The following is a 21,472-nucleotide window of genomic DNA, read 5'->3' as shown; positions in this document are numbered from 1 at the left end:
CAGCCGCCTGTACAGGTCAAGGTGCCGGTGCGTCCCCCCAGGATCGGCCTGGCGCTGGGTGGAGGCGCCGCGCGAGGTTTTGCCCACATCGGCGTCCTGCAGGTGCTGGAAGAGCAGGGCATCAAGCCTGACCTGATCGTCGGCACCTCGGCCGGCAGCGTGGTGGCCACCTTGTACGCGGCAGGCAAGTCGCCAGCGGAGATGGGCACCCTTGCCATGTCCCTGGACGAGTCGTCCATCACCGACTGGGTCTTTCCGGGGCGCTCTCTGCTCAAAGGTGAGGCCTTGGCCAAGTTCGTGCGCGGACACAGCAACGGCAAGAGCATCGAGGGCATGCGCCTCCCGCTTGGCATCGTTGCCACCGACCTGAACAGCGGTCAGCCCATCCTGTTCCGCCGCGGGGATCCGGGCGTCGCGGTGCGCGCCTCCAGCGCTGTGCCGGCCGTGTTCGAGCCGGTCAAGATTGCCGGGCACGAATACATCGACGGCGGGGCGGTTTCACCGGTGCCTGTGCGTTTTGCCAAGCAGATGGGGGCCGACCTGATCATCGCCGTCGACATCTCCGCGGTGCCGGAGGGGCAGCCGACCAAGGGCGCCATCGACATCCTGATGCAGACCTTCAACATCATGGGCCACGCGATCAGCGACCTTGAAATGCGCGACGCCGATGTGGTGATCCGGCCCAAGCTAGACGGCGTGGGCAGCGCCGACTTCAGCGCCCGCCGCCTGGCCATCCTCGCCGGCCGAGAGGCAGCGCTGACGGTCCTGCCTCAGTTGCGCGAGCGGATCGCCGCGCGCGCCCGCTGAGCGCGCTCGGGGGCTGGTTTCGGCTCAGCGCGGGGTGCCAAATGGGGCGCCCGTGAGCCTGAAGCCTTCCTTGATGCCACGCTTGGCAAACCAGCCCTTGTTCATCTCCAGCACGAAGCGAACCGGCTTCGTGGAGCAATGCGAGTTCAGCGTCTGGGGCTGCATCTCGTCCAGGTTGACGACGGTGCCATCGTCGGACACGAAGGCCACGGCCAGTGGGATCAGGGTGTTTTTCATCCAGAAGCATTGCTGCCCCGGGCGCTCGAATGCGAAGAGCATGCCTTCATTGGCGCCCATCTCCGTGCGGAACATCAGGCCGATCTCGTGCTGCTCCGGCGTGCGGGCCAGTTCGGCCTGGATGTTGTGCATGCCTGCGCCCAGGGGGATGCTGGGCAGACGCTGCCCCCGTTCCTGCGCCGTGGCCGGGCCATGCAGTGCGCACACGGCCACCAGGGTCAGGGCGGTGCGGGCCAGCAGCCTCACGGCAGGATGAAACACAATCATGAAACTCACCTTGATCCTTCTCAGTCAGGCGTTTGGGAATCGGATTAGAGTGCCGGGCCCGAGCCAGTCCGGCGGGTCGCCTTTCTGACTGTATCAGTGCCTTCCATGTCTTCCCGCCCTTCAGGTTCCCCCGAGACCCCCTTCAACGCCGAGCCCCCTGTCGCCGCTGACAGGTCTGCGGCTGCGGCGGGCGCGAACCCCGCCTTGCCCCCCCTGGCGCCGCTCACGTCTGCCCAGGCTGCAGGCCTCGACGATCCGCAACTCTTGCAGCAATGTGTGGTCGAGGCGTCCTTGGGTAGCAGCCAGCGCCGGATCGGTCTGGGTCTGTCCGGCATGTACTGCGCGGCCTGCGCGATCACCATCGAAGACGCGCTGCTCAAAGTCCCCGGTGTGCTCGAGGTGCAGGTGCAATCGGCATCGCAGCGCGCACGCATCCTGGTGGATCCGGCCCGTGTGCGCTTGTCTTCCCTGGTGGAGGCCGTGCAGCAGCGCGGTTACAAGGCCTGGCCCGATGCGGCGGCCCGTGCCGGCCACGAACGCCTGAAGGAGGCCCGCAAGCTGCTCTGGCGCCTGTCGGTGGCCGGCATGTGCATGATGCAGGTGATGATGATCACCTGGGCCCAGTACGTCGCCGGCCCGCAGCAGATTCCCCCCGACCTCTGGAACCTGATGAACTGGGCCTGCTGGGTCTTGAGCCTGCCAGTCATGCTGTTCTCGTGCGGCCCTTTTTTCTCGGGCGCCTGGCGTGCCGCGAGGCAGGGCAGGGTGGCCATGGACACACCGGTGGCCGTGGGCATCCTCGCCACCTTTGTGGTCAGTTCGGCCGTCACCTTCGGGGAGCACGCCACCTTCGGTCACGAAGCCTACTTCGACTCGCTGACCATGTTCGTCACCTTCCTGCTGGCCGGTCGCTGGCTGGAGAGCCGTGCGCGTGAGCGCGTTACACGCTCATTGGAGTCCATGTGCCTGCGGCTGCCCGAAGCGGTTGACCGCCTGGTGGATGCTGGGCAGGGCGATGTGATCGAAGAGGGCGCCATCGAATCGGTGCCCTTGTCGGCCCTGCGTCATGGGGACCGTGTGCGTGTGGCCGTCGGGCAGGCCTTTCCTGCGGACGGTCAGATCCTGTCCGGCCAGACCGAAGTCGATGAATCTCTCCTGACGGGGGAGTCCCGTTCGGTGCCGCGGCAGCCGGGGCAGATGGTCGTGGCGGGCAGCCTCAACCTGGGGGCGCCGGTCTGGGTGAGCGTCGAGCGCCTCGGGCCAGACACCCGATACCAACAGATCGTCTCTCTCGTGCACCAGGCCCTCACCGACAAGCCCGGCTGGATGCGCAGCGCCGACCGCATCGCCGGTCCTTTCCTCTGGTTGGTCCTGGCCTTGGCCGCAGGCGGTGCCTTGGCCTGGCAGTGGGTGGATCCCTCCCGGGCGGTGTGGGTGGCCGTGTCGGTGCTGGTGGTGACCTGCCCTTGTGCTTTGTCGCTCGCGGCGCCCTCGGCCTTGCTGGCCGCCGCTGGCGCCATGGCGCGCCAGGGCTTGCTGGTGCGCCGCATCGATGCGCTCGAAGCCCTGGCCCATGTGCAAGACCTGTATTTCGACAAGACCGGCACCCTCACCGAGGGCGAACTGAGCCTGGTGTCCATCGTGACCCGGGGAGGGCGCCGGACGGTGGGCGATGCCGTGTCCTCGCCTGAGTTGGTCGCAGCGGTCATGAGGGCCGAGGGCTTGGCCCGCGCTTCGCAGCATCCTCTTTCTCGCTCCCTGGTCCAGGCGCTGGACATGGTGGGCTCAATGGGAGCTGGGGCCTGGTCGGATGTGAAAGAGCTGGCAGGCAGGGGCGTCCAAGGGGTGGCGGACGATGGCCTGACCTGGCGCCTGGGGTCTGCTTCATGGGCCTGTCCGGGCCTGCCGACCGACCAGGACGCCCGTGTCTGGTTGGCCGCCCAGGACGGCGAAGGTCTCGTGCGGCCCGACACGGTCCTGGGCTTTGTGTTCGATGAGGTCTTCCGCGAAGAGGCTGCGCCCGCGCTCCAGCGGCTGAACACCCTGGGCTGCCGATCCGCCATCCTTTCGGGCGATCAGCGCCATCGGGTTGTCGCGGCTGCGCAACACCTGAGCAAGGGGTTCAATCTGGCCGTGGCCGGTGCCGAATCCAGCCCGGAAGACAAGCTCCGCGTCATTGCCGAGGCACAGGCTGCAGGCCATGTCGTGGCCGTGGTGGGCGATGGCATCAACGATGCCCCTGTGCTCGCCAAGGCCAATGTGTCGGTGTCGCTGGACCAGGGCGCGGCCCTGGCGCAGTCCCAGGCCGACCTGATCATTCTGGGTGGGCGACTCTCCGGCCTGCCGCTGGCGATCTCGACCAGCCGACGCGCCATGCGCATCGTCAAACAGAACCTGTTGTGGGCGGCCGCTTACAACCTCACCTGCATTCCCCTGGCACTCATGGGCAAGTTGCCGCCCTGGGCTGCCGGCCTGGGCATGGCCTTGAGTTCGCTTTTCGTGGTGCTCAATGCGCTTAGACTCAGCGCCTCACCAAGGTCGGGCACACCCTGATTGCCGCCGCATGGAAATCCTCTACGTCCTGCTCCCCGTCTCCGTCTTGCTCGTGCTCGCCATCCTGGCGGTTCTGGGTTGGGCCGTGAACGCGGGTCAATTTGAAGACATCGAGCAAGAAGGGCTGCGAATCCTCTCCAATGAGGACGACAAAGTCGAGGACAACGTTGAGCGACGTCAAGATTAGGTAGTGGTTTGCCCTCACAATTCGGGCTGTAACAAGTAGGAGAAAAAGAGATGGCAACCACCCACTCTGCCACGTACAACGACACCGTCGTACGGCAGTTCGCCATAGCTGCGGTTGTTTATGGCGTCATCGGCATGGCCGTTGGCGTTCTGATCGCGTCGCAACTGGCCTGGCCGGAACTCAATTTCGGCATCCCCTGGCTGACCTATGGTCGGCTGCGACCACTGCACACCAATGCAGTGATTTTTGCTTTTGGCGGGTGTGCGCTGTTTGCCACCTCCTACCATGTCGTCCAACGCACGTGCCAGACGCGCCTGTTTGCAGGCCCTCTGGCCGCTTTCACGTTCTGGGGCTGGAACTTGGTGATCCTGGCCGCCGTGGTCTCCCTGCCCCTGGGTTACACCAGCGGCAAGGAATACGCTGAACTCGAATGGCCGATCGACATCCTGATCACCCTGGTCTGGGTCGCTTATGCCGTTGTGTTCTTCGGCACGGTGGGCACCCGCAAGGTGCGTCACATCTATGTGGCCAACTGGTTCTACGGCGCCTTCATCATCGCCGTGGCACTGCTGCACATCGTCAACAGTGCCGAGATCCCCGTGTTCGCCAGCGGTGTCTTTGCACCCAAGTCCTACTCGGCCTACGCCGGTGTCCAGGATGCCATGGTGCAATGGTGGTACGGCCACAATGCCGTGGGCTTCTTCCTGACCGCTGGCTTCCTGGGCATGATGTACTACTACATCCCCAAGCAGGCCGGCATGCCCGTGTACTCGTATCGCCTGTCGATCGTGCACTTCTGGGCCCTGATCTTCACCTACATGTGGGCGGGTCCTCACCACCTGCACTACACCGCTCTGCCTGACTGGACGCAATCCGTTGGCATGGTGTTCTCGCTGATCCTGTTGGCACCCTCGTGGGGCGGCATGATCAACGGCATCATGACCCTGTCGGGTGCCTGGTACAAGCTGCGCGACGACGCCATCCTGAAGTTCCTGATCGTGGCCCTGTCGTTCTACGGCATGTCGACCTTCGAAGGTCCGATGATGGCCATCAAGACCGTGAACTCGCTGTCGCACTACACCGACTGGACCGTGGGCCATGTGCACTCTGGCGCCCTGGGCTGGGTGGGTCTGATTTCGATGGGCTCGCTCTACTACCTGATCCCCCGCATGTTCGGCCGCACCACGATGTACAGCGTGCCGGCCATCTCGATCCACTTCTGGGCTGCCACCACCGGCATCGTGCTCTACATCGCTGCCATGTGGATCGCCGGTGTGATGCAAGGTCTGATGTGGCGTGCGGTCAACCCCGATGGCACCTTGGTCTACACCTTCGTTGAAGGCGTGAAAGCCACCCATCCGTTCTACGTGATGCGCGTTGCGGGCGGCCTGCTCTACCTGGGCGGCATGATCCTGATGCTGTGGAACACCGTGATGACGGCGCTGTCTGGCCGTGCAGTGGTCACCCCGATCGCTGCCCAACCGGCCCATGCCTGATCAAAAAGGAAAACAACATGGCTGACAACAACCACAAGGTCGAGACCTTCTCCCACGAACGCATCGAAACCAGCAACACCCTGATGATCGTGCTCACGCTGATCGTCGTGGCCTTCGGTGCCCTGGTCGAAATCGTTCCCCTGTTCTTCCAGCACAGCACGACCGAGGCGGTCGCGGGTCTCAAGCCCTACACCCCGCTGCAGCTGGCTGGTCGCGACATCTACCTGCGTGAGGGCTGCTACGGCTGCCATTCGCAGATGATCCGCCCCTTCCGCGCTGAGACCCTGCGCTACGGGCACTACTCGATGGCGGGTGAGTTCGTGTACGACCACCCCTTCCAGTGGGGCTCCAAGCGCACCGGTCCCGACCTGCACCGTGTTGGTGGCAAGTACTCCGACGAATGGCACCGCGCGCACCTGAACAACCCGCGTGACGTGGTTCCCGAGTCGAACATGCCTGCCTATCCTTGGCTGCTCGAGAACAAGGTGGATTCGGCTGGTCTGGCGCCTCGCATGGAAGCCCTTCGCAAGGTGGGTGTGCCCTACACCGATGCCGAGATCAAGGCCGCGTCCGAGGAAACCAAGGACAAGACCGAAATCGAGGCGGTGATCGCCTACCTGCAGGTGCTTGGCACCGCAGTGAAATAAGGAGCGACGCACATGGACGTCATCGTCTTGAGAAGCATCTTCACGGTGGCATGCCTGTGCGTTTTCGTGGGCATCGCAGCGTGGGCGTTCTCGCGCCGCAACAAGTCCCAGTTTGAAGAGGCGGCCCGTCTGCCTCTTGCAGAAGATTGATTGGAGGCTCAGACATGAGCGACTTCATTAGCAGCGCATGGTCGTGGTACGTCATCGCGATCGTGGTTTTCGGCCTGGTCTATTGCGCCTTTGTCCTCATCGGCGCGGCCAAGCACAAGGTGGTCTACGATGCCAGCGGCCAGGTCGACAAGACCACCGGCCACGTCTGGGATGGTGACCTGCGTGAACTCAACAACCCCCTGCCTCGCTGGTGGCTGATGCTGTTCATCATCACCCTGGTGTTTGCCGTCGCCTACTTTGCCCTGTACCCCGGTCTGGGCGATTACAAGGGCAAGCTGAACTGGTCGCAAACCGGTCAGCTGGAAGCCGAAATGACCAAGGCCAAGGCAGAGCAGGACAAGATCTTCGCGGCGTTCAAGAACGCCTCCATCGAAGACCTGGCCCGTGACCCGAAGGCCCATGCCATCGGCGAGCGCCTGTTCCTGAACAACTGCGCGGCCTGCCATGGCTCCGACGCCCACGGCGCCAAGGGCTTCCCCAACCTGACCGACAACGACTGGATCCATGGCGGCTCGCCCGATAAGATCGTCGAGACCATCACCCATGGTCGTCGTGGTCAGATGCCCGTGATGGCCCCCGCCGTTGGCACGCCGGAAGAAGTTCGCCAAGTGGCCAACTACGTTCTGAGCCTGTCTGGCAGCGGCCACAACTCCATCCTGGCCGAACTGGGCAAGCCCAAGTTCAAGCAGGTTTGCGCGGCATGTCACGGTGCCGATGGCAAGGGCAACCAGGCGATTGGTGCCCCGAACCTGTCGGACAAGATCTGGCTGCATGGCTGGGGTGAAGAGGCCATCATCAACATGGTGAACAAGGGCAAATTGAACGTGATGCCCGCGCAGGACGCACGCCTGTCTGCCGACCAGATCAAGGTGGTGGCCTCCTATGTGTGGAGCCTCTCGCATCCGGTTCAGACCGCTGACGCCAAGTAAAACAAGAGCGTTCCAGCAGGTGGCGGGTCAATCGGCCCCCACTTGATCTCGGACACACCCATCGGCAGAGGAAGGATCACAATGCTTCACGGCATGTGTCCCCTCTGCCGATTCTCTTTGTGATCCCCATGACCGACACCACAACCCCCACACCTCCTGCCGCACCCAAGCGCGTCATCCCCATCCAGGCCGAAGGTCAGGTCGGCAGCGCGCGTGAAGAAATGGTGTCGCTGTACAAGAAGTCCGAAAAGATTTACGCCCGTGAAGTGCAGGGCTGGTTCACCAACTGGCGCTGGGTCATGGTGTGGCTCACCCAGATCGTGTTCTACGGGACCCCCTGGCTCAGCTGGAACGATCGACAGGCCGTGCTGTTTGACTTGACCACCCGTCGGTTTTACATGTTCAACCTGGTCCTCTATCCGCAGGACTTCATATACCTCACGGCGCTCTTGGTGATCTCGGCCTACGGCCTGTTTCTGTTCACCACGGTGGCGGGGCGTCTCTGGTGCGGCTATGCCTGCCCGCAGTCGGTCTACACCGAGATGTTCATGTGGATCGAGAACAAGATCGAAGGTGCACGGGCCAAGCGCATGAAGATGGACAAGTCGCCCTGGACGGTCGACAAGATCGGTCGCAAGGTCGCCAAGCATGCCGTCTGGATCGCGCTGGCACTCTGGACGGGCTACACCTTCGTGGGCTACTTCACGCCGATCCGTGTGTTGGGTGAGGAGGTCGTCACCCTGGGCATGGGCCCCTGGGAGATTTTCTGGGTGCTGTTCTACGGATTTGCGACCTACGGGAATGCCGGCTTCATGCGTGAGCAGGTCTGCAAGTACATGTGCCCCTATGCGCGCTTCCAGAGCGCCATGTTCGACCGCGACACGCTGATCATCAGTTACGACGAAAAGCGTGGTGAGCCACGTGGTTCCCGTTCCCGCAAGGCCGACGCCAAGGCCCTGGGCAAGGGGGACTGCGTGGACTGCACCCTTTGCGTTCAGGTGTGCCCCACGGGCATCGACATCCGCAAGGGACTGCAATACGAATGCATTGGTTGCGCCGCTTGCATCGATGTGTGCGACGAGGTCATGGACAAGATGGGTACGCCCCGTGGCCTGATTCGCTACGCCACGCAAAACGCCATGGAAAAGGGCTGGGGGCGCAGCGAAATGTGGGCTCGTGTGAAGCGGCCCCGTGTGCTGGTTTATTCGGCCATCTTCATGCTGGTCGTTGGCAGTTTCTTGGTCAGCCTTTACTCCCGTCCGCCCTTCCGCGTCGACATCGTGCGCGACCGCGGCGCCTTGGCCCGCGTGGTGGAAGACGGTTACGTCGAAAACGTTTACCGCGTACAGTTGATGAACGCCAGCGAGCAGGTGCAGCGCTACCGGGTGGGTGTCGAGTCACTTTCCCAGGCTTCGGTCAAAGGTGGTGAAGACATCTTGCTGGGCCCGGCCGAGGCTCGTTGGGTGCCTGTTTCTGTGCGCATTCCCCCAGAGGTGGCCGCACGCATGGGAGCCGGTGCCGCCCAGGTCACGATCCTTGTCGAACAGTTGCGCCAGGCCGATCGAGCCCAGGTCGACGTTCGCGAACAAACCACTTTCATGGTGCCGCGCTGAGCGCAGGCCTAGAGGAATCCATCATGTCCAACGCATCCGGTACCGATCGCCACAACCCTGCCACGCCGGAGCAAACCCCCTGGTGGCGTCTGCCCATCGTTTGGATGGTGATCGCCGGGCCTGCCATCGTCGTTGTCGCGGCCATCGCCACTGCTGGCATCGCGATCAAGAACGTCGACCCGGTGCTCGATACGACCAAGGACCAGGTCTTGAGTCCCTCCGAAAAGCCTGCCTTGCAAGGGCGCAACCACGCCGCAGAGAAGAACGAGCCTGCCGAGCGCTGAGTCGTTTTGCCCGGGGGAAACCCGTTTTCCAGGGTTTGTCCTGGGGCCATCATGGGCTGCTGAGAGGAATATGTCTCCAGTTGTCCGATTTCCTTTTTGGGAGACACAGATGGCACAACGCATGCTCCATACGGCACAGATCCTTTGGCCAGCGTTCCTCATTGCTGGCGTGATCGAGATGGTGGTCTTTTCCTGGATCGACCCCAGCTTGCTCCACACGGGTTCCTGGCAGCCAGACCGGCAAACGGTCTACAGCCTGGCTTTCCTGATTTTCTGGGCGCTGGTGGCGGTGGCCTCGGGCCTTTCGCACTGGATGATGGCGAGTGGGCCAGACCAGGCTGACCACAGTCGTGTGCGGCGCCACGCGGCGCGGCGCCACCACCTGCACCATCAAGCCTGAAGCATCGCACGCGTTCGGCAAGAAAAAACCCGCTGTGAAGCGGGTTTGGGCGATGGTGTTGGCTTGTGTGTGTGTCAGCAGCGAACGCTGTTGACCAATGCACGTAATCCGGCTTCGTCGGTGATGCGAATGTCGCGCTGCTTGACCTCCAACAGACCTTCGTCTTGGAATTTGGAGAAGGTGCGGCTGACCGTTTCAAGCTTCAGGCCGAGGTAGCTTCCGATTTCTTCCCGGGTCATGCGGAGAACCAGGGCCGAGGCGGAGAAACCGCGTGCATGCAGTCGTTGGGTGAGGTTCAGCAGGAAGGCCGCAAGGCGTTCTTCGGCACGCATGCTGCCCAGCAGCAGCATCACGCCATGGTCGCGCACGATCTCGCGACTCATGATCTTGTGAAACTGGTGCTGCAGGTCAGAGAACTCGCGGGAAAGGTCTTCCAGTTGCGCGTAGGGGATCACGCAGACCTGGGAATCCTCCAGGGCAATGGCATCGCATGCGTGGCGGTCTGTGCTGATGCCGTCGAGGCCCAGCAACTCCCCAGCCATCTGAAAGCCGGTCACCTGGTCGCGGCCATCTTCAGAAGACACGCGTGTCTTGAAAAAACCGGTTCGCACGGCGTAGACCGAGCGGAACGGATCCCCTGTGTGAAAGAGCGCATCGCCGCGTTTCACGGCCTTGCGGGTGGCCACCAGCGAGTCCAGGTGAGAGAGCTGTGGCTGTGACAAGCCCACAGGCAGACACAACTCCCGCAGGTTGCAGCTGGAGCATGCGACTTTGAAAGCTTCGTATTTCATGGAGCAGGGGGACGCGGCGTCGGAAGAGCTTCGTTGTGAAGCGGGGCGAGGGGCAGCGTCGGCAACAGCCTGATCCAGGATGGGAATGGTGGTGTTCAACATGAGGGGCCTCAAAACTGCCCCAATTGTTGCCCCTTCCCCGAACTCGACCTTGAGCTTCGTCAACCCTTCTGGCCTTGAGTTTGGCACAGTCCTCGCGTATGAGCGAACAGGTCCTTATTTCCAAACACACCGCCCCCCTGATTTCCCGGGAGGTGCTGACGCGGCTTGACGTGGCCGGACCTCGGTACACGTCTTACCCCACGGCCGACCGCTTTGTTGAGGCTTTCGGGCCCACGCACTATGTCCAGGCCTTGGCGCAGCGCGGCGAAGGGGCTGGGGCCATGGGGGGCGCGGCGACACCGCTGTCGGTCTATGTGCATGTGCCGTTTTGCGAGTCGGTTTGCTATTACTGTGCGTGCAACAAGGTGATCACCAAGCACCACGAGCGCGCCAAGGAATACCTTGAGGCGCTTCGCACCGAAATCGACCTGGTCGTGGCCCAAATCGGTCGTGGTCAGGCGGTCTCGCAGTTGCACCTGGGCGGCGGTAGCCCCACTTTTCTGAGTGACGATGAGCTTGAATGGTTGCTGGGCGCGCTGCAGTCCAGTTTCCGCTTTGTGCCGGGCGGCGAGTACTCGATCGAAATCGATCCCCGGACCATCGATGCGGGGCGTCTCAAGCGCTTGGCGGCCATGGGTTTCAACCGGCTGAGCTTTGGTGTGCAGGACTTCGATCCGCAGGTCCAGCAAGCCGTGCACCGTGTGCAGCCTTACGCGCAGGTCGCCGAGCTGATGGCGCAGGCTCGCCTGGAGGGCTTCGATTCGATCAACATGGACCTGATATACGGTCTGCCCAAGCAGACCTCGGAAAGCTTTGCGCGAACCTTGTCGCAGGTTGTGGCGCTCAAGCCCGACCGGATTGCCCTGTACGCTTATGCTCACCTGCCACAACGCTTCAAGCCTCAGCGCCGCATTGATGCCGAAGCCTTGCCTTCAGGGGCCGACAAGATCGGGATGCTGTCTGCCGCGATCAATACATTCGGCGAGCAGGGCTATGACTACATCGGCATGGACCACTTCGCCCTGCACAAGGACAGCCTCGCGCTGGCCAAGCGCCAGGGTCGCCTGCACCGCAATTTCCAGGGTTACAGCACCCATCCGGACAGCGACCTGATCGGTCTGGGGGTTTCGTCCATTGGTCGGGTGGGGGCTCATTACTGCCAGAACGCCAAAACCCTGGATGAGTACTACGACGCGCTGCGCCGGGGGGAGTTGCCCATCGTCCGCGGTCTGACGCTCAGCCGCGACGACCTGGTCCGACGCTCGGTCATCATGGCGATCATGTGTCAGGGGCGTGTGGACATCGAGTCCATCGAACTCTCTTATCTGCTCGATTTCAGGCAATACTTCGAGACGGAATTGCGCTTGCTGGAGCCGTTCGTGGAATCGGGGCTGGTGCAGATGGAGTCGGATGGTGTGCGGGTCACGGACCTGGGGTGGTATTTCGTGCGGGCGATCGCCATGGTGTTCGACCGTCACCTGCAGGCAGACAAAACCGTCGAGCGCTTTTCTCGCATCATTTGACGATGCGTGCGGGTGTGCCGTGCCACTGAAGGGCCGGCCATGCTGACAGGCTTGATGCTCACCGCCTTCCTCATGGGCTTGGGTGGTGTGCCCCATTGTGCGGCGATGTGCGGGAGTGCGTGCGCCGTGGCGTTCCCCAGAGGGGTGCCGCTGCTCGCCTTGTTGGGGCGCTGCCTGGGGTATGCCTTGTTGGGCGCGGTGGCGGCGGCCAGTGCGTCACTGGTGGCCTCCTGGGGGCGACATGTTGCGGTGTTGCAGCCTTTCTGGATTCTGGCGCAGGCCACAGCCGTGGTGCTGGGGTTGGTTTTGCTGGCCCGTGGCCGCCTGCCGGCAGCGCTGGACCACGCCGGGCAGTCCCTTTACCGCCGAATTCGCGCACGCACGCAACACCTTGTTCGCGATCGGCTCGGCCCTGCTTGGATGCCGGTCTTGTCGCTTTTGGCGGGAATGGTCTGGGCGGCATTGCCATGCGGTCTGCTGTATGCCGCGTTGATGGTGGCGGTGCTGGCTCCTGGCGCCTGGGAGGGAGCGTTGGTCATGGCCTGCTTTGCAGTGCCCGGCGCGGTGGGTGTCTGGGCGGCGCCTGCGCTCCTGGCCTGGCTTGGGGCACGGCGTGCGCCATCGGCAGACGCGATCGCAGCCTCGCGCGGCAGCTGGCCCATTGTCGGCTCGACCGTGGCGCCTGTCATCTGGTTGGCCAAGGAGGGGGCTGCGCCCGTCGTGACCCGAGCCTCTGTGGAGGCCACACAAGCCTGGCTGGACCCGCGCTGGGCGGTGAGGGCGTCAGGCCTGTGCCTGTCTGCCCTGGCCTTGTGGGGGCTTTCCCATCACCTGCTGGCGCAGTGGCGCGCCTGGTGTGCCTGAGCGCTGCAGAGCGCACGCATTTCGCAAGTAGCCGATTTATCGACCAGTCCTATATAAGATTGGTCGAGCCACTGGCGTAGAATCTGCTTGCTTTGCCGACATCCCTGGCATTGTTTTTCTCGGAAACGCCAAACGCGGAGACCACAACATGTACCAGCACATCAAGGTGCCCGAAGGTGGGCAGAAGATCACGGTCAACCCGGACTTCTCGCTCAATGTTCCCCACAACCCGATCATTCCGTACATCGAAGGTGACGGCACCGGTTTCGACATCACACCCGTGATGATCAAGGTGGTCGACGCAGCCGTGGCCAAGGCCTATGGTGGCGAGCGCAAGATCCACTGGATGGAAATCTACGCTGGTGAAAAGTCGACCCGCGTGTATGGTCCGGATGTGTGGCTGCCTGAAGAAACGCTCACGGTCCTGAAGGACTACGTGGTGTCGATCAAGGGCCCGCTGACCACGCCCGTGGGCGGTGGCATCCGTTCGCTGAACGTGGCCCTGCGTCAGGAGCTCGACCTCTATGTCTGCCTGCGCCCCGTGACCTACTTCAAGGGCGTGCCTTCGCCCGTGAAGGAGCCGGAAAAGATCGACATGGTGATCTTCCGCGAAAACTCGGAAGACATCTACGCCGGCATCGAATTCGAAGCCCAGAGCGACAAGGCCAAGAAGCTGATCAACTTCCTGCAGACCGAATTCGGTGTCAAGAAGATCCGCTTCCCCGAAACCTCGGGCATCGGCATCAAGCCTGTGTCGAAGGAAGGCACCGAGCGCCTGATGCGCAAGGCCATCCAGTACGCCATCGACAACGACAAGCCCAGCGTGACCATCGTGCACAAGGGCAACATCATGAAGTTCACCGAAGGTGGCTTCCGTGACTGGTCGTACGGCCTGGCTCAAAGCGAGTTTGGTGCCGAACTGATCGACGGCGGCCCGTGGTGCAAGTTCAAGAACCCGAAGACGGGCAAGGACATCATCGTCAAGGACGCCATCGCTGACGCCTTCCTGCAGCAGATCCTGCTGCGTCCGGCCGAGTACAGTGTGATTGCCACGTTGAACCTGAACGGCGACTACATCTCCGACGCGCTGGCTGCGCAAGTGGGCGGTATCGGCATTGCCCCGGGCGCCAACCTGTCCGACAGCATCGCCATGTTCGAAGCCACCCACGGCACCGCACCGAAGTACGCTGGCAAGGATTACGTGAACCCCGGTTCCGAGATCCTGTCGGCTGAAATGATGCTGCGTCACATGGGCTGGGTCGAAGCCGCTGACCTGATCATCAGCTCGATGAACGGTGCCATCCAGAGCAAGAAGGTGACCTATGACTTCGCCCGCCTGATGGACGGTGCGACCCAGGTGTCGTGCTCCGGCTTCGGTCAGGTGATGATTGACAACATGTGATGGGTGGCCAGCCCTTTGACGGGCTGGTCATGATCGCCAAGCCCCTGACCTCGAAGCGAGGATCAGGGGCTTTTCATTTTGTGACCGCGAACAAAAAAGCCCGCACTGGGCGGGCTTTTGGCTGATGCATTGTTGCTCAGTGGGGAAGGCTGTGCCCGACGGGCTGCAGCTCGCGGAAGTGCAGGTCACGCAGAGGGTCCGACTCTGCACTGGCGGTGCCCTCATCGAGTTGCTGGATGTTTTGCGCCAGCATGCCTTTGGGGCCTGCGACCAGTTCATAACTGACCTTGGAGCCTTGTTTCAGCGTGCGGAAACCATCCATCTGGATGGCAGAGAAATGGGCGAAGACATCGCCCCCACCTTGATCGGGCTCGATGAAACCAAAACCTTTGGCGTCATTGAACCATTTGACAGTGCCTGTGGCCATGCTGTCCCTCCTGTTAATTTGTGCTCATTTTCGGAGGGGCACCCAAACGTGTCAAGCGCGGCGATGTGACAAAAGTCCAAGCTGTGTACTGGGTTGTTGCCGTGATGTGAAAAGAAAGAGCCCTTTCAAGAGCCCTTTTGGAAGGCATCCAGCGGTGCCCTGCGGCCCCGCTTTGTACCGAACCTGCCAGGTTCCTCAGAGGGCTTGGATGACCTCGCGCTGCGCGTGAGGGCTGTGCCCCGCGTGGCACTTTGAGGGGCGCAGGGCAAAAGCATGACCTCAGCAAGCCTAGTCCGAAAAATTGTCTGGTGTCTGTCGTGAATTTCCTGCCCTTGAAGCGGGGTCGGACACCCCAAGATGAGATGGCATGAGGGCAAGGGCTCCCGTAGAATCTTTTTCATGACCAATCCGTTACAACCCCATCTGTCAGTGCAGCCCCCAGGGCCTGCCGAAGACGGTCAGGGCGCGGCCGTGGCCGAGAAAGAAGAACTCGCGCTCGAGCCGCCCAAGCTGTATCAGGTCGTGATGCTCAACGACGATTTCACGCCGATGGAGTTCGTGGTTCACGTTTTGCAAGAGCATTTTCGCCACGACATCGAATCGGCCACCCAAATCATGCTGAAAATCCACCACGAGGGTCGTGGTGTGTGCGGCGTCTACACCAAAGATGTCGCGGCCACCAAGGTCGAACTCGTTCTTGCCGCCGCCCGCCAAGCCGGGCACCCCCTGCAGTGCATCCTGGAGACCGCATGATTGCGCAAGAGTTGGAAGTGAGTTTGCACATGGCCTTCGTCGAGGCCCGTCAGCAACGCCATGAGTTCATCACCGTGGAGCACTTGCTGTTGGCCTTGATCGACAACCCCTCTGCTTCCGAGGTGTTGAAAGCCTGCGCTGCCAATCTGGATGAGCTGCGCAAGAACCTGGACCAGTTCGTGCGTGACAACACGCCGACGGTGGGCGGGACCGACGAGGTCGACACCCAGCCGACCCTGGGCTTCCAGCGCGTCATCCAGCGCGCGATCATGCACGTGCAGTCTTCCGGCTCGGGCAAGAAAGAGGTCACCGGTGCCAATGTGCTGGTGGCGATCTTCGGCGAGAAGGATTCGCACGCGGTGTACTACCTGCACCAGCAGGGTGTCACGCGTCTGGACGTCGTGAACTTCATTGCCCATGGCATCCGCAAGGCGGATCCGCCCGAGGCCGCCAAGTCCACCGGTGCCGAGCCCAGCCAGGCCGAGGCCGAGAAGGAAGAGGGCGAGGGCAAGGCTTCTCCGCTGGAGCAGTACACCCAGAACCTCAACCAGCTGGCGCGCGACGGCAAGATCGATCCGCTGATCGGCCGCGACACCGAGGTCGAGCGCGTGATCCAGGTGCTGTGCCGCCGCCGCAAGAACAACCCGCTGCTGGTGGGTGAGGCCGGTGTGGGCAAGACCGCCATCGCCGAGGGCCTAGCATGGCGCATCACGCAAAAGGACGTGCCGGATGTGCTGGCCGATGCCGAGGTGTTCGCCCTCGACATGGGCGCCTTGCTGGCGGGTACCAAGTACCGTGGTGATTTCGAGCAACGGCTGAAGGCGGTGATCAAGCAGCTGAAAGAGCAGCCGGGTGCGGTGCTGTTCATCGACGAGATCCACACGCTCATCGGTGCCGGTGCGGCATCGGGCGGCACCCTGGATGCATCCAACCTGCTCAAGCCCGCCTTGAGCTCCGGGCAGTTGAAGTGCATCGGTGCGACGACCTTCACCGAGTACCGTGGCATTTTCGAGAAGGACGCTGCGCTGTCACGTCGCTTCCAGAAGGTGGAGGTGGCCGAACCGTCCGTCGAGCAGACCATCGAGATCCTCAAGGGCCTCAAGTCGCGCTTTGAAGAGCACCACAGCGTCAAGTACGCCATCGGTGCTCTGCAGGCTGCGGCAGAGTTGTCCGCGAAGTTCATCAACGACCGTCATCTGCCAGACAAGGCGATCGACGTGATCGATGAAGCCGGTGCCGCGCAACGCATCCTGCCCAAGAGCAAGCAGAAGAAGACCATCACGCGCGCCGAGGTGGAAGAGATCGTGGCGAAGATCGCCCGGATCCCCTCGACCAGCGTGTCGAACGACGACCGCTCCAAGCTCAAGACGCTGGACCGCGACCTCAAGAGCGTGGTTTTTGGTCAGGATGCGGCCATCGAGGCGCTGTCTTCGGCGATCAAGATGGCGCGGTCCGGGCTGGGCAAGCCCGACAAGCCCATCGGCTCCTTCCTGTTCAGCGGCCCCACGGGCGTGGGCAAGACGGAAGTCGCGAAGCAGTTGGCCTACATCCTGGGGATTGAGCTGATCCGCTTCGACATGTCTGAATACATGGAGCGTCATGCCGTGAGTCGCCTCATTGGTGCGCCCCCGGGCTATGTGGGCTTTGACCAGGGTGGTTTGCTGACCGAGGCCATTTCGAAGAAGCCCCATGCCGTGCTGCTGCTGGACGAAATCGAGAAGGCTCACCCGGATGTGTTCAACATCCTGCTTCAGGTGATGGACCATGGCACGCTGACCGACAACAACGGCCGCAAGGCGGACTTCCGCAATGTGCTGATCGTGATGACGACCAACGCCGGCGCAGAGACCCTGCAGAAAGCCACCATTGGCTTCACGAACCCGCGTGAAATGGGCGACGAGATGGCCGACATCAAGCGGCAGTTCACGCCTGAGTTCCGCAACCGCCTGGACGCCATCGTGGGCTTCAAGCCGCTGGACGAGGACATCATCCTGCGTGTGGTGGACAAGTTCCTGCTGCAACTGGAGGGGCAGCTGGGCGAGAAGAAGGTGGAAGTGACGTTCACCGACGCCTTGCGCCGTCACCTGGCCAAGCGCGGCTTCGATCCTTTGATGGGTGCTCGCCCGATGCAGCGACTGATCCAGGACACGATCCGTCGTGCGCTGGCGGACGAATTGCTGTTCGGCAGCCTGGTGGACGGTGGTCGCCTCACGGTGGACATCGTCGACAACGAGAAGGGCGAGCCGGAGGTCAAGCTCGACATCCAGCCCAACAAGAAAAGCGACAAGACCAAGCCCGAAGCCGCGACAGCGGAGTGAGGGTCGACGAGGGCCCCACGGGGCCCGGTCGCCGGAAAGGCCAGCCGCTCGGCTGGCCTTTTTTCATGGCGCGTCATCGTGAAGGGCAGGGCGCGTGACCTGCCCTGCTGTCGGTTCAGGTCAGGGAGATGCGGGTCACGCCTGTGGCACTCAGGCGGAGGACCTCGGCTCGGGCATTGTTGTGATCCAGGTCCCAATCGCTGAGCACGTGGCGCACGCGTGCGGCCGACGGTGGTGTGCCCGCCCCGGCGGGCAGGTTGCCAAAGGCCTGGCTCACCGGCCGGTGGGTGTGCCCATGAATCAGTGCCGTGGCCTGGGCGGCTTGCATCCAATCGGCGGCGGCGCTTTCATCGACATCGGCCCATTCTTGAGCAGGCTGGCTTTGCTGGTGCTGCTGGCTGGCCTCTCGCATCTGCCGCGCCTGGGCCAGGCGGGCGGCCAGGGGTGCGGCAAGAAAGGCGTCTTGCCAGGCTGGCTGGCGGACCTGGGCGCGAAAGCGAAGATAGGGTTCGTCGGCGAGGCAGAGCGCGTCGCCATGGATCAGCAGGGTGCGTTGCCCCCAGGCATCGAGCACGGTGGGGTCCTGGAGGGGGTGTGCAGCGCAGGCAGCCAGCATGTCGCGTCCGAGCAGGAAGTCCCGATTCCCCACCATGATGGCCAGGTGAAGGCGTTCACCTGCTGCGCGCAGCATGGCGGTGCAGGCGGCTTCGTAGGGCTCGTGGCGCATGTCGTCGCCCACCCAGGCTTCGAAGAGGTCGCCGAGGACGAAGACGGCATCTGCGGTGGTGTCGCGCAAGTAGGGTGCGAAGGCTTCCGTGGTGCGATCCAGGCCTTCGTGCAGATGCAGGTCGGAGACAAAGTCAATGCACCGCCACGAGGGCGGTGCAGAGAAGGTGCCTGGCGTGGGGAAGGGGGGCTTCCCCATCGTCATCAGACCTCGACGGCCTTGGTGATCACGACGTCTTCGAGGGGCACGTCATCGTGGAAGCCCTTGCGGCCGGTCTTGACCTTTTCGAGTTGGTCGACCACTTCGGTGCCTGCCACGACTTTGCCGAACACGGCATAGCCCCAGCCTTGGGCAGACTCGGACTTGAAGTTCAGGAAGTCGTTGTCGGTGCCGTTGATGAAGAACTGTGCGCTGGCAGAGTGCGGGGCGCTGGTACGGGCCATGGCGATGGTGTACTTGTCGTTCTTCAGGCCGTTGTTGGCTTCGTTCTGGATCTCGCCCTTGGTGGGCTTTTGCTTCATGCCGGGCTCAAAACCGCCGCCCTGGATCATGAAGCCCTTGATGATGCGGTGGAAGATCGTGCCGTCGTAGTGGCCGGCCTTGACGTAGTCGATGAAGTTGGCGACGGTGATGGGGGCCTTGGCTTCGTCGAGTTCGAGGCGAATCACACCAGCGGTCGTGTGGAGTTCAACGGTCTTGGTCATGCTTATTTCTCAATGGTGGCTTGTTTGATGATGACGGGCTCAGACGGCACGTCGGCATACATGCCTGCCGAGCCAGTCTTGACCTTGCGGATGCGGTCGACCACATCCATGCCCTGGGTGACCTTGCCGAAGACGGCATAGCCATTGCCGTCCGGCGAGCGGTTGGCGTCCAGGAAGGCATTGTCCTTCACATTGATGAAGAACTGGGCGGTGGCGGAATTCGGGTTGGCCGTGCGTGCCATGGCGATGGTGCCGCGCTGGTTGCTCAACCCGTTCTGGCTCTCAAGCGGGATCGGCGCGCGGGTGGCTTTTTCCTTCATGTCGGGCGTCATGCCGCCGCCCTGGATCATGAAGCCGTCGATCACGCGGTGGAAGATGGTGCCGCTGTAGTGACCTGCCTTGACGTATTCCAGGAAGTTGGCGACGGTCTTGGGTGCCTTGGCGGCGTCAAGTTGCAGGACGATGTCGCCCTGGTTGGTGCTGAGCTTGACGGTCTGCGCGAGGGCGCTGGTCAGGGTGCCGAGCGAGAGCAGGCCGATGGCCAGCAGCTTGCCAAGCGCACGGCTCGGCTGGTGGGGAGAACTCATCCGATCACTCCTTCGTAAAAGATTTTCCACAGGCCGCCCTCTTTGCCCCAGTACTGGCGCTTGATGGCGCCAGTGCGCTGGCCTTCGGCGATTTCTCCAAAGGTGACGACGAGGATGTCGCCCTTGTCCTGCCAGCCGAGGATGGCGAGGTCCTTGAGTTGGAGGGGGCGCCCGCGTTGTTGGTTCACTTCCCGCTCGAGGGACTGGCGCCATTGGTTGATGTCGCGTGCGCCGCTGGCAAACTGCGGCGAGTAAAAGGACATCAGCCGCCCCATGTCGCCGCTGGCGCGTGCCACCCGCCAGCCTTCGATCAGGTTGTGGAGGCTGCGGCGCTCGGGCTCTTTGCGATCGGGCAGCACCCATTGAAGGCTGCGGGCGATCACGACGGGGGTGGTCCGCGGCTGAACGCGGTTGAGGATGGTTTGCAGCTCTGGATTCGCCAGGGCCACGCAACCGTCGGTGCTGTTGGGGCTGCGCGCGTAGCTGTCGCTGGGCACCCCATGCAGCCAGATGCCGCCGCCGGTGCGACCTTGCCTGCGGTCGTACTCGTTGGGGTAGTTCAGGGGCAGGGCGCCGACGCCGTAGAAGTCGGTGAGTTGCTTGGCGTCAAGCCGGCTGGTGATGTAGTAGACGCCAAGGGGGGTGCGCTGGTCGCCCTCAAAGCTCTTTTCAGCGCCCAGGCGGCCGATCGAGGCGTAGTGGTCGGCCACCAGTTGCAGGCCCTTGGGCCCGTTTTCGAAGAGGTAGAGCCGAGACCGGCTCGCATCGACGGCGATGGCGTGGCGGGTGGTCGGGGGGAGTTCGATGAACTGGGCGGGCAGGGCCCCTGCTGGTGGGCGATCGGTCAGGGCCTGCAAGCGACGGGTGGCTTCGACGCGGAGCTGCTCCAGCCTTTCCGGCGCCTTCGAGGCGATGGGCGCGGGCACCTGGCCCATGCTGGGCAGGCCGCTGTGCCGGGCAAGGAGGAGGTCGCCGTACACCAGTTGGGCCAACTGGAAGTTGGGCACGTCGGCCACCAGCTTTTGGGCCTTGTCGAGGGCCTGCCTGGTCTGACCTTGGCCAATGAGGCGGTAGATGTCGAGCAGGCGGGCTTCAGCTGGCGCCGATTGCGAAGCGAGGGGCGCAGGGGAGGAGACGGGTACCTGAGGAGCGGCAGCCAGGCCGCCGGCAATCAAGCCCCAAAAGGCTCCGACCAGGAGCCTGGGCAAGTGCCCCAGGCGGCCGCCAAGGTGCTTGCCTGATCTTGACTCAGGCAGGCGGCGGAACACAGCTGTCATCACGAACCAGCGCTTTCCTTCACGATCACCCATTCCTTGCCGTTGCGGACGAGTTCAAGGCGTTTGCCGCTGCTGACGCTCAGGCTGTCGGCCTTGTAGTCCTGGCGGAAGCTGACGCTGGCCTTGTTGCCGTTGACGTCCACCTTGATGTTGGAGAGCTTGACCGAGATGCTGCGCTTGCCGTTGATGCGGTCGCGGCGCTCGTCTTCCCAGGCTTTGCGGGTCTTGCCGCCGTTGAAGTCGCGGGCGTAGGCGCCGAAGTAACCGTTGAGGTCCTTCTTGCTCCAGGCTGCGGCCCAGGACTTGACGGCATTCTCGACGCCTTCACGTGCCGCGGCCTCAGCCTTGTCGGCCTTGCTTTCAGCTGGAGCCACAGGAGCGGGGGCCGGTTTGGGCGCCGGTGCGG

The 21,472-nt window shown here is 62.9% G+C and carries 22 protein-coding genes and 1 pseudogene; 15 read left to right on the top strand and 8 right to left on the bottom strand.

What is annotated here, in order from left to right; genetic code table 11:
• The first annotated feature begins 27 nt into the window (after positions 1–27).
• Positions 28–807: a patatin-like phospholipase family protein gene (locus QZ994_RS03485; RefSeq protein WP_367172253.1), complete on the top strand. Its 780-nt coding sequence runs from the start codon at positions 28–30 to the stop codon at positions 805–807.
• Between the two features lie 24 nt (positions 808–831).
• On the opposite strand, the gene QZ994_RS03480 is transcribed toward QZ994_RS03485, so the two are convergent.
• On the bottom strand, positions 832–1,311 hold the full coding sequence (locus tag QZ994_RS03480) for a DUF192 domain-containing protein (RefSeq protein ID WP_290868255.1): 480 nt from the start codon (positions 1,309–1,311) through the stop codon (positions 832–834).
• A gap of 105 nt (positions 1,312–1,416) precedes the next feature.
• Here QZ994_RS03480 and QZ994_RS03475 point away from each other — a divergent pair, with 105 nt between their 5' ends.
• The 9 genes from QZ994_RS03475 (at position 1,417) to QZ994_RS03435 (ending at position 9,591) form a co-directional block, all read left to right on the top strand.
• The gene (locus QZ994_RS03475; RefSeq protein ID WP_290868252.1) at positions 1,417–3,864 is read left to right on the top strand and encodes a cation-translocating P-type ATPase; all 2,448 of its coding nucleotides are present in this window, start codon (positions 1,417–1,419) and stop codon (positions 3,862–3,864) included.
• A gap of 10 nt (positions 3,865–3,874) precedes the next feature.
• Positions 3,875–4,051, top strand: coding sequence for a cbb3-type cytochrome oxidase assembly protein CcoS (ccoS, locus tag QZ994_RS03470; RefSeq protein WP_290868249.1), 177 nt, complete (start codon positions 3,875–3,877; stop codon positions 4,049–4,051).
• Positions 4,052–4,101: 50 nt separating this feature from the next.
• Positions 4,102–5,547, top strand: a complete 1,446-nt coding sequence (gene ccoN, locus QZ994_RS03465) for a cytochrome-c oxidase, cbb3-type subunit I (protein WP_290868246.1) — start codon at positions 4,102–4,104, stop codon at positions 5,545–5,547.
• A gap of 17 nt (positions 5,548–5,564) precedes the next feature.
• Positions 5,565–6,194, top strand: coding sequence for a cytochrome-c oxidase, cbb3-type subunit II (gene ccoO / locus QZ994_RS03460; protein WP_290868243.1), 630 nt, complete (start codon positions 5,565–5,567; stop codon positions 6,192–6,194).
• A gap of 12 nt (positions 6,195–6,206) precedes the next feature.
• On the top strand, positions 6,207–6,344 hold the full coding sequence (locus QZ994_RS03455; RefSeq protein WP_290868240.1) for a CcoQ/FixQ family Cbb3-type cytochrome c oxidase assembly chaperone: 138 nt from the start codon (positions 6,207–6,209) through the stop codon (positions 6,342–6,344).
• A 14-nt stretch (positions 6,345–6,358) separates the two neighbouring features.
• Complete coding sequence (ccoP, locus tag QZ994_RS03450) at positions 6,359–7,294, top strand: cytochrome-c oxidase, cbb3-type subunit III (protein WP_290868238.1); 936 nt, start codon at positions 6,359–6,361, stop codon at positions 7,292–7,294.
• Between the two features lie 221 nt (positions 7,295–7,515).
• Positions 7,516–8,907, top strand: a complete 1,392-nt coding sequence (gene ccoG / locus QZ994_RS03445) for a cytochrome c oxidase accessory protein CcoG (RefSeq protein ID WP_290868364.1) — start codon at positions 7,516–7,518, stop codon at positions 8,905–8,907.
• 23 nt (positions 8,908–8,930) lie between these two features.
• Entirely contained in the window at positions 8,931–9,191 is a 261-nt protein-coding gene (locus tag QZ994_RS03440) for a nitrogen fixation protein FixH (RefSeq protein ID WP_290868236.1), read from the top strand.
• A 109-nt stretch (positions 9,192–9,300) separates the two neighbouring features.
• Entirely contained in the window at positions 9,301–9,591 is a 291-nt protein-coding gene (locus QZ994_RS03435; protein WP_290868233.1) for a hypothetical protein, read from the top strand.
• A gap of 74 nt (positions 9,592–9,665) precedes the next feature.
• Here the strand turns inward: QZ994_RS03435 and fnr are convergent, their stop codons facing one another.
• Positions 9,666–10,382 carry a fumarate/nitrate reduction transcriptional regulator Fnr gene (gene fnr, locus QZ994_RS03430; RefSeq protein ID WP_290868361.1) on the bottom strand — a complete coding sequence of 239 codons (717 nt, stop codon included), beginning with the start codon at positions 10,380–10,382 and terminating at the stop codon, positions 9,666–9,668.
• 200 nt (positions 10,383–10,582) lie between these two features.
• Here fnr and hemN point away from each other — a divergent pair, with 200 nt between their 5' ends.
• From hemN to icd, 3 genes are all read left to right on the top strand, one after another.
• Positions 10,583–12,007 carry an oxygen-independent coproporphyrinogen III oxidase gene (gene hemN, locus QZ994_RS03425; RefSeq protein ID WP_290868231.1) on the top strand — a complete coding sequence of 475 codons (1,425 nt, stop codon included), beginning with the start codon at positions 10,583–10,585 and terminating at the stop codon, positions 12,005–12,007.
• 39 nt (positions 12,008–12,046) lie between these two features.
• The gene (locus tag QZ994_RS03420; protein WP_290868228.1) at positions 12,047–12,871 is read left to right on the top strand and encodes a sulfite exporter TauE/SafE family protein; all 825 of its coding nucleotides are present in this window, start codon (positions 12,047–12,049) and stop codon (positions 12,869–12,871) included.
• 148 nt (positions 12,872–13,019) lie between these two features.
• On the top strand, positions 13,020–14,273 hold the full coding sequence (gene icd, locus QZ994_RS03415; RefSeq protein ID WP_290868226.1) for an NADP-dependent isocitrate dehydrogenase: 1,254 nt from the start codon (positions 13,020–13,022) through the stop codon (positions 14,271–14,273).
• Positions 14,274–14,409: 136 nt separating this feature from the next.
• On the opposite strand, the gene QZ994_RS03410 is transcribed toward icd, so the two are convergent.
• Complete coding sequence (locus QZ994_RS03410; RefSeq protein ID WP_290868223.1) at positions 14,410–14,700, bottom strand: cold-shock protein; 291 nt, start codon at positions 14,698–14,700, stop codon at positions 14,410–14,412.
• 399 nt (positions 14,701–15,099) lie between these two features.
• On the opposite strand from QZ994_RS03410, the gene clpS reads away from it, so the two are divergent.
• Positions 15,100–15,453: an ATP-dependent Clp protease adapter ClpS gene (gene clpS, locus QZ994_RS03405; RefSeq protein ID WP_290868358.1), complete on the top strand. Its 354-nt coding sequence runs from the start codon at positions 15,100–15,102 to the stop codon at positions 15,451–15,453.
• Entirely contained in the window at positions 15,450–17,771 is a 2,322-nt protein-coding gene (gene clpA, locus QZ994_RS03400; RefSeq protein WP_290868221.1) for an ATP-dependent Clp protease ATP-binding subunit ClpA, read from the top strand. The genes clpS and clpA overlap by 4 nt, the downstream gene beginning before the upstream one ends.
• Before the next feature lie 115 nt (positions 17,772–17,886).
• On the opposite strand, the gene QZ994_RS03395 is transcribed toward clpA, so the two are convergent.
• From QZ994_RS03395 to QZ994_RS03375, 5 genes and pseudogenes are all read right to left on the bottom strand, one after another.
• The gene (locus QZ994_RS03395; protein WP_290868219.1) at positions 17,887–18,696 is read right to left on the bottom strand and encodes a UDP-2,3-diacylglucosamine diphosphatase; all 810 of its coding nucleotides are present in this window, start codon (positions 18,694–18,696) and stop codon (positions 17,887–17,889) included.
• 5 nt (positions 18,697–18,701) lie between these two features.
• Entirely contained in the window at positions 18,702–19,202 is a 501-nt protein-coding gene (locus QZ994_RS03390; RefSeq protein ID WP_290868217.1) for a peptidylprolyl isomerase, read from the bottom strand.
• A 2-nt stretch (positions 19,203–19,204) separates the two neighbouring features.
• The gene (locus QZ994_RS03385) at positions 19,205–19,789 is read right to left on the bottom strand and encodes a peptidylprolyl isomerase (RefSeq protein WP_290868215.1); all 585 of its coding nucleotides are present in this window, start codon (positions 19,787–19,789) and stop codon (positions 19,205–19,207) included.
• Complete coding sequence (locus tag QZ994_RS03380; RefSeq protein WP_290868212.1) at positions 19,786–20,964, bottom strand: L,D-transpeptidase family protein; 1,179 nt, start codon at positions 20,962–20,964, stop codon at positions 19,786–19,788. The genes QZ994_RS03385 and QZ994_RS03380 overlap by 4 nt, the downstream gene beginning before the upstream one ends.
• 101 nt (positions 20,965–21,065) lie before the next feature.
• Positions 21,066–21,472: pseudogene (locus QZ994_RS03375) on the bottom strand (DUF4440 domain-containing protein); the annotation flags it as partial.

Source organism: Aquabacterium sp. (assembly GCF_021768455.1).
Lineage (GTDB): Bacteria > Pseudomonadota > Gammaproteobacteria > Burkholderiales > Burkholderiaceae_C > Aquabacterium.
This window is presented reverse-complemented; position numbering and strand designations above follow the sequence as displayed.